This window comes from Caballeronia sp. LZ028 (assembly GCF_031451415.1).
Classification (GTDB): Bacteria; Pseudomonadota; Gammaproteobacteria; order Burkholderiales; family Burkholderiaceae; genus Caballeronia; species Caballeronia zhejiangensis.
Window position 1 is genome coordinate 853,960 of sequence record NZ_JARUXN010000004.1, and the last position, 18,175, is coordinate 872,134.

The 18,175-nt window shown below is 63.6% G+C and carries 12 protein-coding genes; 2 read left to right on the top strand and 10 right to left on the bottom strand.

Going from position 1 to position 18,175, the window contains the following annotated elements; genetic code table 11:
- Positions 1-3: 3 nt before the first annotated feature.
- From QCE58_RS26705 to QCE58_RS26745, 9 genes are all read right to left on the bottom strand, one after another.
- Positions 4-1,317, bottom strand: a complete 1,314-nt coding sequence (locus tag QCE58_RS26705; RefSeq protein WP_008353257.1) for a sigma-54-dependent Fis family transcriptional regulator — start codon at positions 1,315-1,317, stop codon at positions 4-6.
- On the bottom strand, positions 1,314-4,373 hold the full coding sequence (locus QCE58_RS26710; RefSeq protein ID WP_250521699.1) for a peptidase domain-containing ABC transporter: 3,060 nt from the start codon (positions 4,371-4,373) through the stop codon (positions 1,314-1,316). Before QCE58_RS26710 ends, QCE58_RS26705 begins: the two co-directional genes overlap by 4 nt.
- A 21-nt stretch (positions 4,374-4,394) precedes the next feature.
- Positions 4,395-5,147 (bottom strand): peptidylprolyl isomerase, encoded by a 753-nt coding sequence (locus QCE58_RS26715; RefSeq protein WP_008353254.1) that lies wholly within the window; start codon positions 5,145-5,147, stop codon positions 4,395-4,397.
- Positions 5,148-5,220: 73 nt separating this feature from the next.
- The gene (locus tag QCE58_RS26720; RefSeq protein ID WP_008353252.1) at positions 5,221-6,594 is read right to left on the bottom strand and encodes an HlyD family efflux transporter periplasmic adaptor subunit; all 1,374 of its coding nucleotides are present in this window, start codon (positions 6,592-6,594) and stop codon (positions 5,221-5,223) included.
- Positions 6,572-9,097: an FHA domain-containing protein gene (locus QCE58_RS26725; RefSeq protein WP_250521751.1), complete on the bottom strand. Its 2,526-nt coding sequence runs from the start codon at positions 9,095-9,097 to the stop codon at positions 6,572-6,574. The genes QCE58_RS26720 and QCE58_RS26725 overlap by 23 nt, the downstream gene beginning before the upstream one ends.
- A gap of 251 nt (positions 9,098-9,348) precedes the next feature.
- Positions 9,349-10,761 (bottom strand): efflux transporter outer membrane subunit, encoded by a 1,413-nt coding sequence (locus QCE58_RS26730; RefSeq protein WP_239294402.1) that lies wholly within the window; start codon positions 10,759-10,761, stop codon positions 9,349-9,351.
- Between the two features lie 315 nt (positions 10,762-11,076).
- Complete coding sequence (locus tag QCE58_RS26735) at positions 11,077-11,376, bottom strand: hypothetical protein (protein WP_008353246.1); 300 nt, start codon at positions 11,374-11,376, stop codon at positions 11,077-11,079.
- Positions 11,377-11,717: 341 nt separating this feature from the next.
- A complete protein-coding gene (locus QCE58_RS26740; RefSeq protein ID WP_250440635.1) occupies positions 11,718-12,176 on the bottom strand; it encodes a DUF4399 domain-containing protein in 459 nt (152 codons plus the stop codon).
- A 27-nt stretch (positions 12,177-12,203) separates the two neighbouring features.
- Positions 12,204-12,641 carry a DUF4399 domain-containing protein gene (locus tag QCE58_RS26745; RefSeq protein ID WP_033537047.1) on the bottom strand — a complete coding sequence of 146 codons (438 nt, stop codon included), beginning with the start codon at positions 12,639-12,641 and terminating at the stop codon, positions 12,204-12,206.
- A gap of 319 nt (positions 12,642-12,960) precedes the next feature.
- Between QCE58_RS26745 and QCE58_RS26750 the strand changes: the two genes are divergently transcribed.
- Positions 12,961-14,898 (top strand): SUMF1/EgtB/PvdO family nonheme iron enzyme, encoded by a 1,938-nt coding sequence (locus tag QCE58_RS26750; protein ID WP_250521700.1) that lies wholly within the window; start codon positions 12,961-12,963, stop codon positions 14,896-14,898.
- A 3-nt stretch (positions 14,899-14,901) separates the two neighbouring features.
- On the opposite strand, the gene QCE58_RS26755 is transcribed toward QCE58_RS26750, so the two are convergent.
- Entirely contained in the window at positions 14,902-16,749 is a 1,848-nt protein-coding gene (locus QCE58_RS26755) for a DUF3857 domain-containing transglutaminase family protein (protein ID WP_409014181.1), read from the bottom strand.
- Positions 16,750-17,005: 256 nt separating this feature from the next.
- On the opposite strand from QCE58_RS26755, the gene QCE58_RS26760 reads away from it, so the two are divergent.
- Positions 17,006-18,160: an HPP family protein gene (locus tag QCE58_RS26760; RefSeq protein WP_008353239.1), complete on the top strand. Its 1,155-nt coding sequence runs from the start codon at positions 17,006-17,008 to the stop codon at positions 18,158-18,160.
- Positions 18,161-18,175: the final 15 nt, after the last annotated feature.

Sequence of the window (18,175 nt, forward strand, 5' to 3'; positions counted from 1 at the left end):
GGCTCAACCGCCCGCCTCCTTGTTCTTCTGCGCCGCCGCTCGAAACTCCTTCGAATGCAGCCCGTGCTTTTTCAAAAGCATCTGCAGATGCGAGCGGTTCATCTCGTACCGTCTCGCAAGCTCGGCCACCGTTCCGCCGGTTTCCTGCAAGCCTCGTTCGAGAAACGCGCGCTCCGCTTCGTCGCTGGCGACGCGCTTCGCTTCCGCGAGCGAGCTCGCCGTCGCGATTCCGTTTCCGCTCGCCGCCGGCCCGCCCATTGCGAGCGAGAGCGATGACTTCGGCCGTATGTCGACCGGCAGATGATCGATGTCGGCCATATCGCCCGCAAGACACGCGAGGCGGTACACCACGTTCCGCAACTCGCGGATGTTCCCCGGATAGTCATAGTTGCGCAGAAAATCCCGTAGCCGCGGCGACAACTTCACCGGCCGGCGCTTCAATGTCGCGGCCGCTTCGTCGCCGAAATACGCGAGCAGCAGCGGAATTTCATCGCGCCGTTCACGCAAAGCAGGCAGCGTCAGATGAATGACGCTCAGCCGATAAAACAGATCCTCGCGAAAACGCCCCTCGTCGCAGAACTTGCGCAAGTTGCGATTGGTTGCCGCGACGATGCGCGTATCCACCGCGATGGGCTCGTCCGAACCCACGCGCTGAATTTCATGCGCTTCCAGTACGCGCAACAGCTTCACCTGCCCCTGCAAAGGCAGTTCGCCGATCTCGTCGAGAAAGATCGTGCCCGTGTGCGCGCTTTCGAATTTTCCCTTGCGATCATTGCTCGCTCCGGTGAACGCGCCCTTGCGATGCCCGAATAGTTCGGACTCCAGCAGATTGTCCGGAATCGCGCCGCAGTTCACCGAGATATACGGCTTGTCGGCACGCGATCCGTTCGCGTGAATGACCTTCGCCATCAATTCCTTGCCGGTGCCGCTTTCGCCATCGATCAATACCGGCAAGTCCGTCGGCGCGGCTTTTTCCGCGATTTCCAGCGCTTCCAGCAACTTCGGGTTATCGCCGAACGTGCCTTCGAATACGAAGCTGCGTTCGATCAGCGCCTGCCGCCGCGCGCCTGGCGGAAGATCGCGCTTCGGTTCGGCGGCCGCCGCCTGCACGAAGCGCTCCTTGTGCGACAGTTGCATGACTTCGTCGCGCAGGGTGCTCGCCTGCCGCAACAGCTTTTCGATCTCGGGACGCTCGAGCCGCGAGGTCCATCGAAGCGTCGAGCGCAAGATCTCGATCTTCTCGATGAGCCCCGCATACGAAATCGCCGATGACGCGGGCGCGCTGGTATCGCTTTCCGGTTGGTCGAGTATTTTCATGCTGCGCTCAGTTGCTTTTGCACGAGTTGGTAGTACATGCCCTTTCTCGCGACGAGTTCGTCATGCTTGCCCTGTTCGACGATGCCGCCTTCGTACAGCACGAGAATCTTGTCGGCGCGCATGATCGTCGAAAGGCGGTGCGCGATGATGACCGCCGTTCGCCCTTTCAAAATCTCCTGCATGTTGCCGAGAATATTGCTTTCAGATTGCGTATCGAGCGCGGACGTCGCTTCGTCGAATACGAGCAGACGTGGATCGTGATACAGCGCCCGCGCGATGCATAAGCGCTGGATCTGTCCGCCCGACAACCCTACGCCGCGCTCGCCGACCACCTGCTCATAACCGAGCGGCATCTTCGCGATGAACGCGTGCGCGTCGGCCATCTTCGCGACTTCTTCGATACGCCTTCTGTCCGGCGCTTCATCGCCGCTCGCGATGTTCTCCGCGATCGTCCCCGAAAACAGCAGGTTGCTCTGCATCACATAGCCGATCTGCGCGCGAAAGAAACCTTTATCGACGACGTTGATGTCGTAGCCATCGACGGTCATCTTGCCTTCGCTCGGCGCATAGAAGCCGACGAGCAGTTTCGCGAGCGTCGTTTTACCGGAGCCGCTGCGCCCGACGATCGCAATCAGCTCGCCCGGCTTGATATCGAAGCTGATGTTCTCCAGCACGTAGGGCGCATCGCCTTCACCATAACGGAAGTACACGCCGTTGAAACTGATATCGCCCTGCAGGTCGGGCAGCATGACGCGCTGCTGCATGTCTTCGGGCTTCTGCTCCGGCTCGATATCGAGCACGTCGCCGAGCCGCTCCATCGCGACGCCCGCATCGTTCAGCAGGCTCCACAAGTTGATGAGACCCATCAGCGGCGCGAGCACGCTGCCCATGTAGGCATTGAACGCGATCAGTTGCCCGATGGTCAGTTCGCGCGCAAGCACGAGATTCGCGCCGACCCATAACACGCCGATGGTCGTCGCCGCATTGAGCAACTGGCTGCACAAGCCCACCACGATATTGAAGCGCTGCGACTTGTATTGCACTTCGAGCGACTTCGCATACTTCTTTTCCCACTTGAGACGCACCGCGCGCTCGATACCCATGCCTTTCACCGTCTCGACGCCGCCGAGTGCTTCCATCAGATACGAACGCGCATCCGTTCCCGCTGAGAACGTTTCGCGCGCGTTCTGCTTGATGCGCGGCGTCGCGACGACCGTGAGCACCATCATCGGGATGACGAACGCAATCAGCAGCAACGTGAGCTTCACGTTGTAGAGGAACATGATCGTGAAGTAGATGAAGATCATCAGCAGGTTCAGCACGGTCGATACCGTCGATTCGGTGAGAAACGCGCGAATCGTGTGATTCTCCTGAAAGCGCGCGAACACATCGCCGGTCTTGCGCTTCGCGAAGAAGCCGAACGGCAGCGAGAACGTGTGCCTGAAGAACTGCGACATCATCGCGAAGTCCATGTTGCGGACCATGAAGTTCGCGAGATACGCACGTATCGTCGTCATGAGCTGCGTGAACAGGCTCGCGATGATGAGCCCTGCGATCAGCACATGAAGCAGGTTCACGTTCTGATGCACGATCACGCCATCGAGAATGTTCTGGATGATGAGCGGCGGTATCACGCCCAGCACTTGAATGACGAAGGTCGCGAGAAAGAGATGCAGCAGGATCTTCTTGTACGGCTTCAGATAGCCGACGAAACGCAGCCACGGCGAACGCGACACGGCCTTTTGCGTGAGATCCTGCCCCGGCGTGAAAAGCAGACACGTCCCGCTCCAGCCGCGCTCGAACTCGCCGACGGTCATCTTCCTGAAGTCGATCGCCGGGTCCGCGACCCATACGTTCTCGCTCGACACGCCATAGACGATGATGTAGTGGTATCCCTCCCAATGCGCGATGAACGGCATCTCGAAGCCGCGCAACGATTCGAACGTGCACTGCACGCCGCGCGTCGTGAAGCCGAGCGATTCGCCGGCGCGTGCGAGTGAATCCAGCGTCGCGCCGGATGTCGTGACGTTGGCCAGTTCGCGCAGCTTGCCGAGCGTCATGTTGATGCCGTAGTGACGGCAGATCATCGCGAGACAGGCCGCGCCGCAATCCATCTCCTCCGCCTGCTCGATCCACGCGAAGCGCTTGATGACGCGCTCGCCCAGTTCGGGCTTCGTGTGCAGATCGAGCATTGCGGGCAGCTTGCGGCGCTCGGTGATCTTCTTCTGCCGCTGCAATTCGCGCTCGGTGAAGCGGATGCGCTCTTCGAGCACTTCGCGCAGCTTCACGTTTCGCTCGATGATGAAGTGCACGGTCTTCTCGGGAATCACGAGCAGGCGCGTATCGGTGCTCGCGATGGCGGAGGCCATCTGCTCCTGGCGCATCACGCAGGCCTTCTCGCCGAAGATCTCGCCGGGACCGAGCGTCGCGAGCACATGCCGCTCGCCGCCCTCTTCGCGCACGATCCGCACTTCGCCTTGCCGCACGACATAGAGACGCCGGTCGTCGCGCGACTCCTGCTTGAGAATCTCCTTGCCTTCCGCGACACGCTTCACGCCGACGCTGCGCACGCATTCTTCGAGTTCGGCCTTGTCGAGCTTGCCGCGCAAATCGAAGAGCTTTGCGACGAAACCGCCCGCCGAGTTAATGGCGACATAGCTCGTGACGAAGGCGAGCGCGGCGGGATTCTTCGCGATGACGGGGTCGATCGCCGTGCGCGGGATGAACAGCAGCTCGGTCTTGCCGGAGGAGCGCACCGACGACTCATGGCGATAATCGCGCAGCATCGCGATATCCGCGAAGGTCTCGCGCTCCTTCTTCACCCCCATGCTGATTTCCTTGCCGTGCTCTTCGGTGAAGATACGCACGGACCCCGCTTTCACGATATAGAGTCCATCGGCCGCATCGCCCGCGTTGCACACGGTCTCGCCGAAACCGAAGCGCCGCGACTCCGCTTGCGCCGCGAATTGCTCGATTTCCTCGCGCGTGAAGGGCGAAAGAATCTCCACCGACGAAAGAAAGTCGGCAGGCGAATCAAGGCTCGATGGAGCGTCCATGTCGTGTCGCGTTCCGGTCGATCAGCGTGCTTCGATGACGTGTTCCTGCGCGCGCGCCATCATCCAGTCTTCGCGCAGCAGGCGGCGAATTTCCGCGGACACGTCCTCGTCGAGCTTCGCCGGATACTTCGCCGTCACCGCGAAAATCTCATACGATGCGCCGTCCGCCGATACGAACGGCCCGAGCAGATCACCGACCTCCGCGTTGAAGACTTTCGCCTCGACGTCCGGTTTCATCTGTCCGCGCATCACGCGGCCGATCACGCCGCCCGCGTCGCGCGTGTCGGCGAGCGAGTGCTCGCGCGCCATGTCGGCGAAGCTGTCGGGATCGTCGTTCAGATACGAGATCATTTCCTTCGCGCTGCCTTCGGTGTCGAGCAGGATATGACTGACTTCGATGCTGTCGAACTTCGGCGAGTTGAGCTGGAAGTACTCTTCGATCTCGCGCGCCGTGCCTACCTTGTCGAGCATCTTTTCCTGATACAGCGTGTCGGTGATGAAGACCTCGAACTCGTCGAGGCTCACATGCAGCGCATCGAGATAATTGTTCATGTCCGCCGCGCGATGCAGACCGCGAATGCGCCGGAACTGATCGGCGCGATTCTGGATTTCATCGTCGCTCACGGCGATACCCGACTTCTTCGCCGCGCGCACCGTGAGCTTGTCGCGCACGAGCTGCTCGATGAGACTGTCGAACTGACCATTCAACTTCAATAACCTGATGAATTCGCCGACGTCGACCACTTCGTCGTCGATACGCACAATCGCCGTCATATCGTTCTCCGTTCGGTTCCATGTTGAATTGCGCATCATGTTCGCGTTGCGGCGCCCGTGTAACCCCCCATATTTATCCCGCTACATTGCGGAACGGATCCAGCCCGAGATCGATGAGGCGACGCTCGCGCACGACGATCTCAGCGGTCGCCGTCATGCCGTAACGCAGCGGATACTTCGTGTCCGCGATCTGATAGGAATCGCGATCGAGCGTCACGCGTCCTTCGTAGACGGGTTGCTTGCTCGTCGGGCTCGGCTTGGTCGCGGGCGAAATGAACGCGAGCGTGCCCTCGATCACGCCATAGCGCTGATAAGGAAACGCATTGAACTTGAGCTTCACGCGCTGCCCTTCGCGCAGAAACGCGCGGTCGTGCTCGGCGATCTCGATCTTGAGCACCGGCTTCGCATTGGCCGGCGCGATGCCGCCGAGCGGCGTGTTCGCCTGTATCTTGTCGCCGGGCTGCGTCGATGTCACGTCCGTCACCACGCCGGACACCGGCGCGAGAATCAACAGGAAATTGTCCTTGTCGATGTTCTCGAACTTGATGCGCGCGGCCGCATCCGCGACGAGGCGCGCGGTCTGTAGTTGCAAACGCAACTTGTCTTCGGTGCTCGCGACTTCGCGCATCGCGGCTTCGTATTGCAGACGCAGGCTCGTCGCTTCCTGACCGCTCGTTTCCAGTTGACGCTTGGCCTGCGTGAAATCGTGACTCAGACGGAAGTCGAGTTCCGCGAGCCGCGATTGCTCGACGCGATACGCGCCGTCCGCTTCGAGATAGGCATTGCGTTTCTGATCGACCTGCGCTTCCGCAATGCCGCCGCCGCCCGGCAACGCGAGCAGACGCTGAAAGCGGTCGAGTTCGACCTTCGCGGCATCGCGGGCGCGGCGCGCGTTTTCGAGCGTGCTGCGCGCTTCCTGCAACTGCGCCTTCTGACCTTCCGCGAGCTTGCTCGTGCCTTCGGCCACGCGCTGCTGATGTTGATGCTCTTCCACATCCATCTGATCCTTGAGCGCGGCGATCTTGCGCTCCATCAGCAGCTTCTTTTCGGGGAACTGCTTCCATTCGCGCTCGGCATCGTCGAGCTTGAGCTGCGCTTCGAGCGCATTGGTCGCCGCTTCGATCGCACCGCGCGCATTCAGGCGCGCGACGACATCGTCCTTGCGCACGGGCTGCCCTTCGGCGATATAGAGATCGGCAAGCTCGCCGTCGATCGGCGCATAGAAACGCCGCACTTCCGATTCCGGCGCGAGCGTGCCTTGCGCCGTCACCATCACGTCCGCATGGCCGACGAACGACCACACGAGCGCCGACGCGACGAGCGCCACCATCGCGAAGACAAGGCCCTGCGTGAGCCGCGCGGGCTCCGCCGTGAGAATCGCGATGCCTTCGGCGCCGTGTTCGCCTAGCGCCTCCGACAGCGGCTTAAGGTGTGCGTCTCTCTTCACTGCTCGTGCCTCCGCCGATCAGACTCAGCTTGGTATTGAGAAGCCCCGGTTCGAGCACCATCCGCAGATCCTGCAGCGAACGCCGTTGCAGATCCGCTTCGGTGCTGATCTCATTGGCGAGCGCGGTCCACTTCGCCGTCGCGCTGTCCGCCTTAACCTGCCGGAAAATACGCATGCCGCGCGTGGCCGCGTCTTCCGCGTCGGACAGCAGCCGTGCCTGCGTCCGGAACACATCCGAGACGCCCGATTCGAGCCGCTGCGATCCGCCGATGCCGCCGTTCGTCCGATACTGCTGCCACGACGTTTGCGCCTGCGTCATCAACGCTTGCGCGCGGGCCGTCGCCCTGTCCTTCAACGCGGTGAATTCAGGCGCGACGGCTTTCGCGTAGAACGCGTCGCTCTCGAGATCGAGCGTCTCGTAGAACGACAGCAGCGCGTCTTCGTAGCCCTTCGAGCCGCGCGCCTTTTGCAGCTCGGCGAACTGCGCGGCCACGGCTTTCTTGTGCGCGAGTTCCTTCTGCACGGTCTGCGTCCACGAGCCTTGAGGCAGCTTTTGCAGCGCGTCGATCGCCTGCGCGCTCTGTCCGCGATTCCATGCATCCGCGACGCTCGTGTATTGCGCGAGCACGTCGGGCGGCGGCAACTGGCTCGCGGTCATCTGCCGAAATTTTTCCTGGAACGGCGGCGTCGAGAAATGGGCCTCGCTGACCGAACCCGCGAGCGGCGCGAGGCTCGCACCGTTGATGCTGCGTCGCAAGCCCGCGTAGGCATCGAGATCGGCGCGCACGCGATCGAGACCCGCGAGCCGCGGATACTTGTCCGCATATTCCTTCAACGCCGCGCCGATCGCATCGGGATCGTCCTGGCCGAGATTCTTCGCGATGCTCGCATCGAGCCTCTCGATGGCCGCGAGATACACCGAATCGTCGCTTTGCAGCTTGCGCAGATGACTCAGCGCGAGCGCATACGGATCGCGGAACTCGGGCACATAGCCCGCGATGCGGTCCAGATCGCGCTGATGTCCCGCCGCGTCCGCTTCCCAATGCTTCAGGATTGCGCCGATGCGCGGCTCGTCGCCGTACATGCGGATCGGCGCTTCGGCGCCGCCACGGCTCATCACAAAACTTTCCAGCTTGCCGATCCATTCGAGTTCGTCGATAAGCGAATGCACGTCTGCGTTGTGCTCGCTGAGCGAACGCATCTGCGCGATGATCGCGTCCGCGTTCGCGAAATCGCCCTTTTTCAGTGCAGCAAGCCAGCGCGGCACGTTCGACTTGAGCACGGCCTCGGTGTTCATCGACGTGAACGGCGCGTCCTTCGGATGCGTCTTCAGATAATCGTTCGTGACGGCCGCGGCCTCGGCGTACTCGCCGTGCTCCATCAGCGATTTGGCCTCACGCTCGTTCGAACCGCTATAGAAAAGCGCGGCGCCGACTGCAACGAGCGCCGTCAGCACGCACGCCACGATGATGCGCGTGCGGCGCGCGGCGCGCGCATCGTCGTTCGCGAGCACACGGCGCAACTCCGACACGAAGAGCCCGAACTTGCTGCGCTTCGCGGCGCGCGCGTCCGGGCGCTTTTCCTCGGCGGGTGTCGGCTGCGCCTCTTCGTTGACTTCATCCTCGCGCGCCGCGGCCTGATCGACGCAGAAGATGTCGAGAAACGAATGCGCCGAGCCGACGAAGGTCGTCTTGTCGCTGTCGGATTCGTCGTCGTGCGATGGCGCGGCGACCTGCGCGACGATTTCCGTGAGCGTCGATTCGCTTTCGTCGCCGTGCAGATGCACCACGTACGCGAAGTGCGTTCCGCCGAACGCGACGGTATCGCCGTTCTTCAGTTCGACCGCCGACGCGCCGAGCCGCTCGCCGTTCACGAACGTGCCATTGGTGCTGCCGAGGTCTTCGACGAACGGCGCGCCGCTCTTGATGAACACATGCGCGTGGCGCCGTGACACGTAATTGACCTGATGCGGATACTCATCGCGATAACGCGAAAACGTGTCGTCGCTCTTGCTGACGAGAAACGGAAACTGCGCGAGTTCGATCGGCTGAAGACCGAGATCGTCGCGCTGCGGCGTAAGCGTGAGGCCGATTGGTTTCGGCGCATTCAGACGCCGCGCGCGCGGCGCGAACTGCACGCGATACGACAGCTTGCTGCCGAACGAAATGACATCGCCGCTTCGCACGCGCGCGGGCGTCTCGCGCACGGGCGTGCCATTTACGGCCGTGCCGTTCTTGCTGGCGAGATCGGCGATATAGACGAACCCGTGCTCGATGAAGATGCGCGCATGACGGCGCGAGAGCTGCGCCACGGCTTCGGGCGGACTCGTATCGAACGGCGCTTCGGCGCGGCCGATAGCGAAGAGATTTTCGTCGATACGGATCTCCGTGAGTCTCTCCGCCAGCTCGCGCGCAAGCTCGCCATGCGGCGCGGGCTTCAGGACGACGTCGAACGCCTCGCCCACGCTCGGCTGCGGATCCGCCACGGAAAAGCCTTGAGCCATGTCCATGTCACGAGGTACGTCCAGCCGCTGCCGCCGACGCGCCAGAGGATTGCCCGGCAACGTCGGGCGCATGGACAAGTTGGACCGCGCCGTAATCGAAGTCATTTGCAGCCGGCGGCTGTTGAGAGTTTAAGTCACGCATCGTCGTAGTCAATCGTGCTGCACCGCTGCATCACGCCATCCATAAGCGATTCGGCACGATCGTTAGCAATTCATATTATTAATTTGGTGCACATTATTCATGGAGTGCTTCACTTCAATCCGTCCTTGCTTGCGCTTTGTACATCGACGGTCGGCCAGCCGCCGCCGAGCGCCTTATAAAGCGTCACCGTGTCCGACAGAATTTGCTGATGGTTTGCGAGCAGCGCGAGTTGCGCCGCGAGCAGCGTGCGCTCCGTCTCGAACACCTGAAGCTGCGAGATCACGCCCTCTTTCAGTTGCGCGTCGATCTGGGCGGCGACGATCGTCAACTGATCCACTTCCTGTTGCAGCTCGACGCGCTGCTTCGTATGCGAATCGAGATTGACCAGCGCGTTCTCCACTTCTTCGAACGCGTTCATCACCGTGCTGCGATATTGCTGTTCGGCCACCGTCGTCTGCGCCTCGGTCGTCTTGACGTGAGCGCGCACGGACGGATCGAGAATCGGGATATTGATGCTCGGCACGAAACTCAGCGTGAAGATCTTCAGGAGATCGGTCAGTTGAAAGCTTGCAGTGCCCGCGCGTCCGGTCAGGTTGATGGTCGGCAGTTGCGCGAGCTTCGCCTGGCCGACGAGGTCATACGCTTCGAGCACGCGATATTCGGCCGCGATCAGATCGGGGCGACGCGCGAGCAACTGCGATGGCAATCCCTCCGGCACCGGCGGAATCTGCACGCGCTTTTGCAGCTTGCCGTCGGGCATCCGGAACTCGCCTGCCGGCACGCCCATCAGCGTCGAGAGCGCGTTGTTCGCGAGATCGCGCGAGCGGCGCAACTCCAGCAACTCGCGCGTCAGCCGGTTGAGTTCGGCGCGCTGCGTGAGCACCTGCGTCTTCGGCACGAGGCCGTTCTTCTGCATGCCTTCGAAGATCGTCAGGATCTGCTGGTTGGTCGCGATGGTCTGCTTCTGCTGATCGATCTGATCGTCGAACTGGAGAATCTGGAAGTACGTCGTCGAGACGAGTGCGACGAGTTCGAGATAACCGGCGCGCCAGTCGGCCTCGGTCGCGCGGAATTCGGCTTTCTGCGCCTGCACGCCCTTCTCCACCGAGCCCCAGATATCGATGTCCCAGCTCACCTGCGTCGCCAGGTTGTACTGCTTCGAGAACTGCTGGCCGGTCGTCTTCTCGAAGCTCGCGCCCGCGCCGAGATCCATCGACGGCAACGCGCCCGCGCGCGCCTCGCCGATCTGCGCGCCCGCCACCTGGATGCGCGCGGCCAGCACCTTGATGTCGAAGTTGCCGCTGATGGCCTTTTCAACCAGCGAGTCGAGATACGGGTCGTTGAACTGCTTCCACCAGTCGGGCCGGATCGTGTCGGATGCGGCGACCTTCGCTGCGTCGGTCTTCGTGAAGGCGGTTTTCTCGGGCGTGTCGGGCCGCTGATACGTCGGCGGCGTCACGTCGATGCAGCCCGAAAGCAGCGCGGCTGCAACCAGCCCTAACGATGGCAACAAGGCTCGCACGATCTCGCTCCCGGTGAACGCGCACCGACGGTCAGTTTCATGGGTGAGAAGCACGGCGCCGGCCGTCCGGTCATTCAAGTAAATCACACGGCGCGCCGCGACTCCATACGGGTTAAGTCACGTTGCGCGCGCGTGCTCTTGAGGCACGTCGCGCGTCGTCGTGACGCGGTCCGGCGACGGATGCGACCCGCGCGCGAACCACTACGCCCGATGCTGAGGGCGGTGTTACGGCGAAGCTCCCCGCGCCCCGCCTTTGCTGCGACTACCTCGATGCTTACCGCACCGATATGCGGTTCATTCCTCGCGACGTTTCGCTTATGCGAGATCGCCCGCGATGCCGAAGTTCACGTTGGCGATGTTCTTCGCGCTCTGCGTCGGCGTGACCGTCGACTGCGACTTCAGCGCTTCGGCGAAGGCGATGTTGCTGCCGTTCTGATTGAACGTCGTCTGCGTCTGATTGATGATCTGCTGCGGATTGAACGGCATCGAGAGCGTCGTGCCGTTCATCGAGATGAAGCCGGGAAACAGGACCGCGGAGCCGCCGCGCACCGCCGACATTGCACGCGTGTCGAGATCTTCGGTGACGGGAAGGTCCTTGATGGTCAGCGTCTTCATTTCCGCTCTCCTTGGGTGCGCGTCGCGCATTCGGTGGTGGCTCGGAGCAACTTGTCTGCTCGCCGCCATTCAATGCACAGGCTGTGCCAATCGCGTCATGCGTCATGCGTTTTTCTCTGCGCGCCGTGCTGCATATGGGCTGCGCCGATTTACGCTGCATCTGTCCTTCTAAGCCGATGATGCTGCCCGCCCGACACTTCCGATCTTAACTGTCGGTTGCCCGGCGACACCCGTGCGATTTGCAGGGGACGAACGACCCCCTCCGCGATACGCACGCGGATACGAGTTGGATGAAAGCAATCGGGAAAGGCGCCGCTCGATGCATCACGCGGCGCCCGGACTTACTTGACGTAGATCGTGATCTTTCGGGAATAGACGGGCGGGTTATGCGGTATGTGCTTGTCATCGCCCATCAAAAGCTGAAGCGTGTGCTTGCCCGGCGGCAGTTCGATCATCGTTTCGGTTTCGCCGGCGCCGTAGTGCAGATGATTGCGATCCGATGGAATCTCCTGATCCATCGGCGGCAGGTCCACATCGATCAGCAAATGATGATGCCCCGTGTTCGGAAACTTCACGCCGCGCGGCGCGACGCCCATGAAACGCAGCCCGAACCAGACGCGGAACGGCTTGCCCGCGGGCACGGTCTGGCCATCGTTCGGAAAGCCGATGTACGCATACGCGTTGGCCGGCGCGGGCGTCGTCCCGGCGAGCGCATGAGACGCGGCGAACGCCGTCGCGAGCGTGGCGGCGACGAGGAGCGAACGCGGCAGCGCGAGCGCATCAGCGGATCGTTTTTTCATGTCATGTGCCCTCGGCAAGTGCACAGCTCATTTCACGATGATCGTGATCTTCTTCGAATACACCGGCGGGTCGTGCGGAACGTGGTTGTAGTCGCCCATCAGCAACTGCAAGGTGTGCTTGCCCGGCGGCAATTCGAGGCGAGCATCGGTTTCGCCCGCGCCGTAATGCAGGTGATTGCGATCGGACGGGATCTCCTGATCGAGCGGCGGCAGATCGGTATCGACGAGCAGATGGTGATGCCCCACGTTCGGCAGATCGACGCCCTTCGGACATACGCCCATGTTGCGCAAGCCCATGCGCACCCAAAGCTTGCCGCCCGTGATCACGGCCCCGTCCGGCGGCCAGATGATGTAGGCCTCGGCGTTCGGCGGCGCGGGCGTGCGGGCACGCGCGGCGGAAAACGACGAATCGGCGGCCAATGCGGCCAGGGAAGCCAGCGCGCCAAGCACGGTTCTTCTCAGCATGTTATGCACGCCTCTCTCGTTGAAAGGCCTCGCGGATGGGCCAGGGAAATCGCTCCGGGCACGGACGAACGCTCGTGCTCGAGCGCGATGCGGATTACCTGATGCTGCGTCGCTGGTTTTTAGATTAGGACGTAACGTTTAAAAAAGATACGGTCACGCGGGGGGGCCTGATTAACCTCATGACGGATACCTCCTTTCAGGGGATTAAGCGGCGTCTGAGCGCGTGCTATCGTTGTTGATGCCGTACCCGAAGCGTTGGCATCGCACGCGAATGCAGTGCGATGCCCTCCACTCAAAGCCGGACGGACAGGGTGTGAACATGTGGCGAACTCTTCTTATCGCGAGCGTTGTCCTGACGATCGGCCAGACGCTCGTATCAGCGAACGCGGCATCGGTCACAGCGCCGCCCTCTTCCCCGATCTCGACGATCGCACACGCGCCCCGTCATCTCGCGCTCGTGATCGGCAATGCCGACTATCTCGATCAGCCGCTCGCGAGCGCATCGCGCGATGCCGACGACATGAGCATCGCCCTGAACGCGCTCGGTTTCGACGTCACGCGCCGCACGAATCTCGACGAAGCCGCGATGCGCCAGGCACTCGATGCGTTCGCCGCGCGCCTCGGCCCCGACGATACGGCGCTCGTCTATTTCGCCGGCCACGGATTGCAGGCGGGCGGCGATGCGTTGCTCGTGCCGCTCGACGCGCGCGAGCAACGCCCCGCGACGCTCGTGCGCGATGCGATTTCCGCGCGGGACATCGTCGAGCGCATTACGCGGGCGCGGCCGGACGCGGCGAACATCGTCGTGCTCGACATGTGTCTCACCGATCCCTTCGAGACAACGCGCGCGCGGGCGTGGACGCTGCCGCCGCGCACGCTCGTCGCGTATGCGGCTGCGCCGGGCGATGCCGCATCCGAAGACGCGCGCAACGGGCGCTATACCGCGGCGTTGCTGCACGCGTTGGGCGCGCGGTCATCGGTGACGCCGGCGGCGTTCGCTGCGGCGGCATCGGATGTCGCGCGGGCATCGCATGGCGCGCAGCGGCCGTGGGTCGCGTCGACGCTCGATGACGGCTTCGCCATCACCGATACGACGTCGAACATGCGTATAGCGGACGCGACCGCCATCGTGCCTGCCGAATCCGCCAGCATCGTCCGCACGCGCGGCATTCTGCCGAAAGACAGCAACGAGCAGTACGAACTGACGTTCTGGGATTCGATCAAGGACAGCACCTATCCGAGCGATTACGAAGCCTATTTGAAGGCTTATCCGAACGGCCGATTCGCGGCGCTCGCGAAGGCGCGCATCGAGCGTTTGCGCGCAGCCGGAAATGCAAAGCCCGCCGCTTCCGCGCCACCTGCCGCGACCGCCGCACCGGCCGCACCCGCACCCGCACCCGCGCCGAAGCCGACGCCCGCGCCGTCCGCGCCGGCTACCGCTGCCGCGCCTGAAAAACCGCGCCCGAGCACGGCGGCAGCGCCTGCCGCGCCGCCCGCCGCCGTGACCACCAAACCGGCCGCCAAGACGGCGAGCGGCGGCGAGATCAAGGATTGCCCGGCGTGCCCTGTGCTGATCCCGATCGCCGCGGGCAGCTTCACGATGGGCAGCAACAACGACGATCCCGCCGAGAAGCCGCCGCATCGCGTGTCGGTCGGGCGTGCGTTCGCCATCGGCAAATACGAAGTCACCGTCGAGCAATGGAACGCCTGCGCCGATGCGGGCGCGTGCACGCGCGTCGCGCCCGAAGGCGAATCGACGCCGCCCGGCAACGCGCCGATGCGCAACGTGAGCTGGGACGACGCGCAGGTCTACGTCAAATGGCTGAGCAAGGTGGGCGGCAAGCCGTATCGCTTGCCGACGGAAGCGGAATGGGAATACGCCGCGCGCGGCGGCACGCAATCGACGTACTGGTGGGGCGATCAGATGAAAAAAGGCACCGCCGACTGCAAGGATTGCGGCGATCCGTACAAGCCCGAAGCGCCGACGCCGGTCGGATCGTTCGCCGCGAACCCGTACGGCCTCTACGACATGAACGGCAGCGTCTGGGAATGGGTCGCCGACTGCTGGCACAGTTCCTACAAGAACGCGCCCGCCGATGGCCGCGCCTGGGACGATCCGTCGTGCAGCGTGCGCGTGATTCGCGGCGGCTCGTGGCGCGAAGGCGCGGCCTACATGCAGTCGGCGACGCGCTTCAAGTACAGCTCGAGCGTGCGGCAATCGCAGAACGGCTTTCGCGTCGCGCGGGACATGGAGTGAGGTTCATCCGCCCAGCGCTTTCAGGATGATCTGCGCCTGCGTGTCCCGCTCGATTTTCTTGAGCAGCGGCAGCGCCGCCCGAAAATCGTCGGGCGTGCAGACTTGCTTGCCGAAGCGGGCGTCGAGCGTGCGCGATATCTGGATCACGTTGGTCGACGGATCGAATACATAGCGCGCGCGATAACGAAAAACATCGCTTGTCAGATCGAGATCGTCGGGCACTTCGGCGACGTGCGTCGTCTTCGGCAGCGTGATCTGCGCGGTTTCGTCGAACGTGCCGCCGATGCACAGATACGGCTGCGTGCGCGTGCGCTCGGCGAGCCAGTTGCGCACCGCCGTCGCGATGCCGCCCGACAGGCTCGACAGCGCGGGCAATGCCGTCGTGCCCGTCGGCCAGACGACGTCGTCGAGCGTGCCGCGCAGCGTCGTCGCGAACGGGCCGCCGGTTGCATCGACGTCGCTCGTCGTCAACGCGCCCGCGCCGCGCAGATTCGTGTAACGGAGCCGGTCCGCCGCGATCTGGTCGCGCCGTTGCGCATTCGCGAGACGCAGGTTGATCCGCTCGATTTCCGCGCTCCATCCCGCGTCCTCGACCCAGTAGGCGAAGTTCGCCTCGCCCTTGTCCGCGACCTCGATCTGCAGCCGTGCCGTGCGCGCGAGCGGCTGCGTCGCGGGCGTGCGGGCCAGCGCGCCGGTATTCACGAGCAGCGCGGGCCGGTCCATGTCGGCGAGCGGCAGAAAGCCGAATTCGACGCTCGCCGCCGTGCTGTCGGCGAACACGTTCAGATCCGGCAGCCAGGTGACGATGTGGTTGATCGCGCCCGATCCGTAACCCGGCACCGACGGCAGCGTATAGACCGAACCGAGCCCGATGAGCGCGGGCTCGTTGCGAATGCCGACGGCATCGAGCAGCGCGCCGTAGAGCGCGACGTGATCCTTGCAATCGCCGTAGCGATTCGCGAGCACGTCCGTCACGCGATGCGGCACGGCCGGACTCTGCCCGATGAACATTGCGACGTAGCGGATATGGTGACGCACCCAGTCGTAGAGCGTTTTGGCTTTGGCGCGGTCGTCGGCGGCGTTTTGCGTGAGCGATTGCGCGAGCGCGCGGATCGCGGGATCGGTCGCGCCCGGATCGGCGGCGGCGTCGCGGTAGGCCTTCGCGAAGCTCGCGTAATCGGGAAAGGTCGTGACCATCAGCCGATCGCCGTATTGCGCATAGCCCACGGAGCCGCTTTCGATGCGCGCGAAACGATCGTGCCGGTACGTGAACGCGTAACGCGTGCGCCCGTTCGCCGTGACGGGCGGCTCGGCGACATAGCCGCGCGCATCGGCATAAAGCGGCTTGTCGGCGGGCAGATCGAAGACGAGCGTCTGCTGCACGACGGGCCGCTGCCCCGGATCGACGTAATAGTTGAATTGCCCGGGAATGACCGCCGCCGCCTGGCTCTTGCGAAAACGCAGATGCACGGTCGAGCCGATGCCCATCGCCGGAAAGATCACCGCGCGCAGTTTCGCGTCCTGAAACGTCGGCGCGCCCGCCGAGCGCGGCTCCTGAACGTCGCGGATCTGATCCGGCGAGACGTCGTGGCGCGCGCCGCTCGCATCGATCGAATAGGCCTCGACGATCTCCACCTTCGACACGCTCTTGTCATACCAGACGTAGCGCTGCGCGATTTCGTCGACGCCCGCCGACGTGTTCGCGCGCAGCACGGTGATGTCGTCTTCGGTGAGCGAGCCGTCGCTCGCGACGACGAACTCATGAACGTCGCTGACGATCGTCGACGGGTCTTCGTCCGCCGCGACCGCCGCGCACGGCCACGCGCACGCGAACGCGATGTAGCACGCCATCCGGGAAATGTTGCGACGTGCCATGTCGAAGTGTCCGCGCCGCGCAAGGGAAAACTCATCGTACAGGAGGACATGGCGGCCGCGCACGCCCGTTCAACCGGATCAAAAGTGCGACGAATCCTGGGACGAATCGAAGCGCGCGACAATTTGTATCATATTGCGATACAATTTCACGATTGTCGCACGCTTGCTTTTCGCGCCCTCGATCCGGCCAGCCAGTGTGACCTTCCACTGACTCTTCCCGGAACGCTGAAAAGTGACGCGTATCGCATTGCTTCGCTGGCTCCAAGGCTTTCTTCCCGCTCCGGTCACGCTGCGCTGGACCGAGCGATTGCGCGCGGGGCTCGGCGCGCTGATCGGCATTGCGCTGACGGGCGGGCTGGCGCATCTGCTGATCGGCGATGCATCCGCGATTCCGTATCTCATCGCGCCGATGGGCGCGTCCGCCGTGCTGCTCTTCGCCGTGCCCGCGAGTCCGCTCGCGCAGCCGTGGTCGATCATCGGCGGGAACATCGTGTCGGCGACGGTTGGCGTCAGCTGCGCGATGTTCGTTCACGATCCCGTCGACGCTGCCGCGCTCGCCATCTGTCTCGCGATCTGCGCGATGTTCGCGCTGCGCTGCGTGCATCCGCCTTCGGGCGCGGTCGCGCTGACCGCCGTGCTCGGCGGGCCGTCGATTCACGCGCTCGGCTATGGCTTCGTGTTCGCGCCGGTGGCGATCCAGTCGGCGGCGCTGCTCGTGTCGGCGATCGCATTTCACGCGCTCACCGGGCATCGCTATCCGCACGGCCACGCCGCGCCGAAACCCGCGGTCGCGCCGCCCGGCGCCGACTCGTTCACGCGCGCCGACCTGCAGGCCGTGCTGTCGCGCCGCAGCGAATTGCTCGACGTCGATCCGGACGATCTCGAAGCGCTGCTTCGCGAAGCGCAGTTGCAGGCCTACGCGCGCCGGTTCACGGAGTTCACGTGCGCCGACATCATGTCGCGCGCGATCGTCTCCGTGACGCCCGAGACGAGCGCGCAGGCGGCGCTCGCGCTCATCGACAGGCATCAGGTGAAGGCGCTGCCGGTGATCGACGCGACGCGACGCGTGTGCGGCATCGTCACGCGCGCGGACCTGGCGCCGGTGCGCCGCGACGGCATCGGGCAACGCGCGCAGCAGGCGATCGAGCGGCTGATGCGCGGCCCGTCGACGACGCCGCCGCTCGTCGCCTCGCTGATGACAACCGACGTCTGCACCGTGAAGACGAGCACCGCCATCGCCGATCTGGTGCCGATGTTCGCGCACTTGGGGCATCACCACATTCCGGTGGTCGGCGCGCACGATCAGCTCGCGGGCATGATCACCGAAGCCGATCTGATCTCCGGCCTCTATCGACAATCGTTCGCGGGCGAGCGCAAGACCGCCTGAGCGCGTCCACTGAAA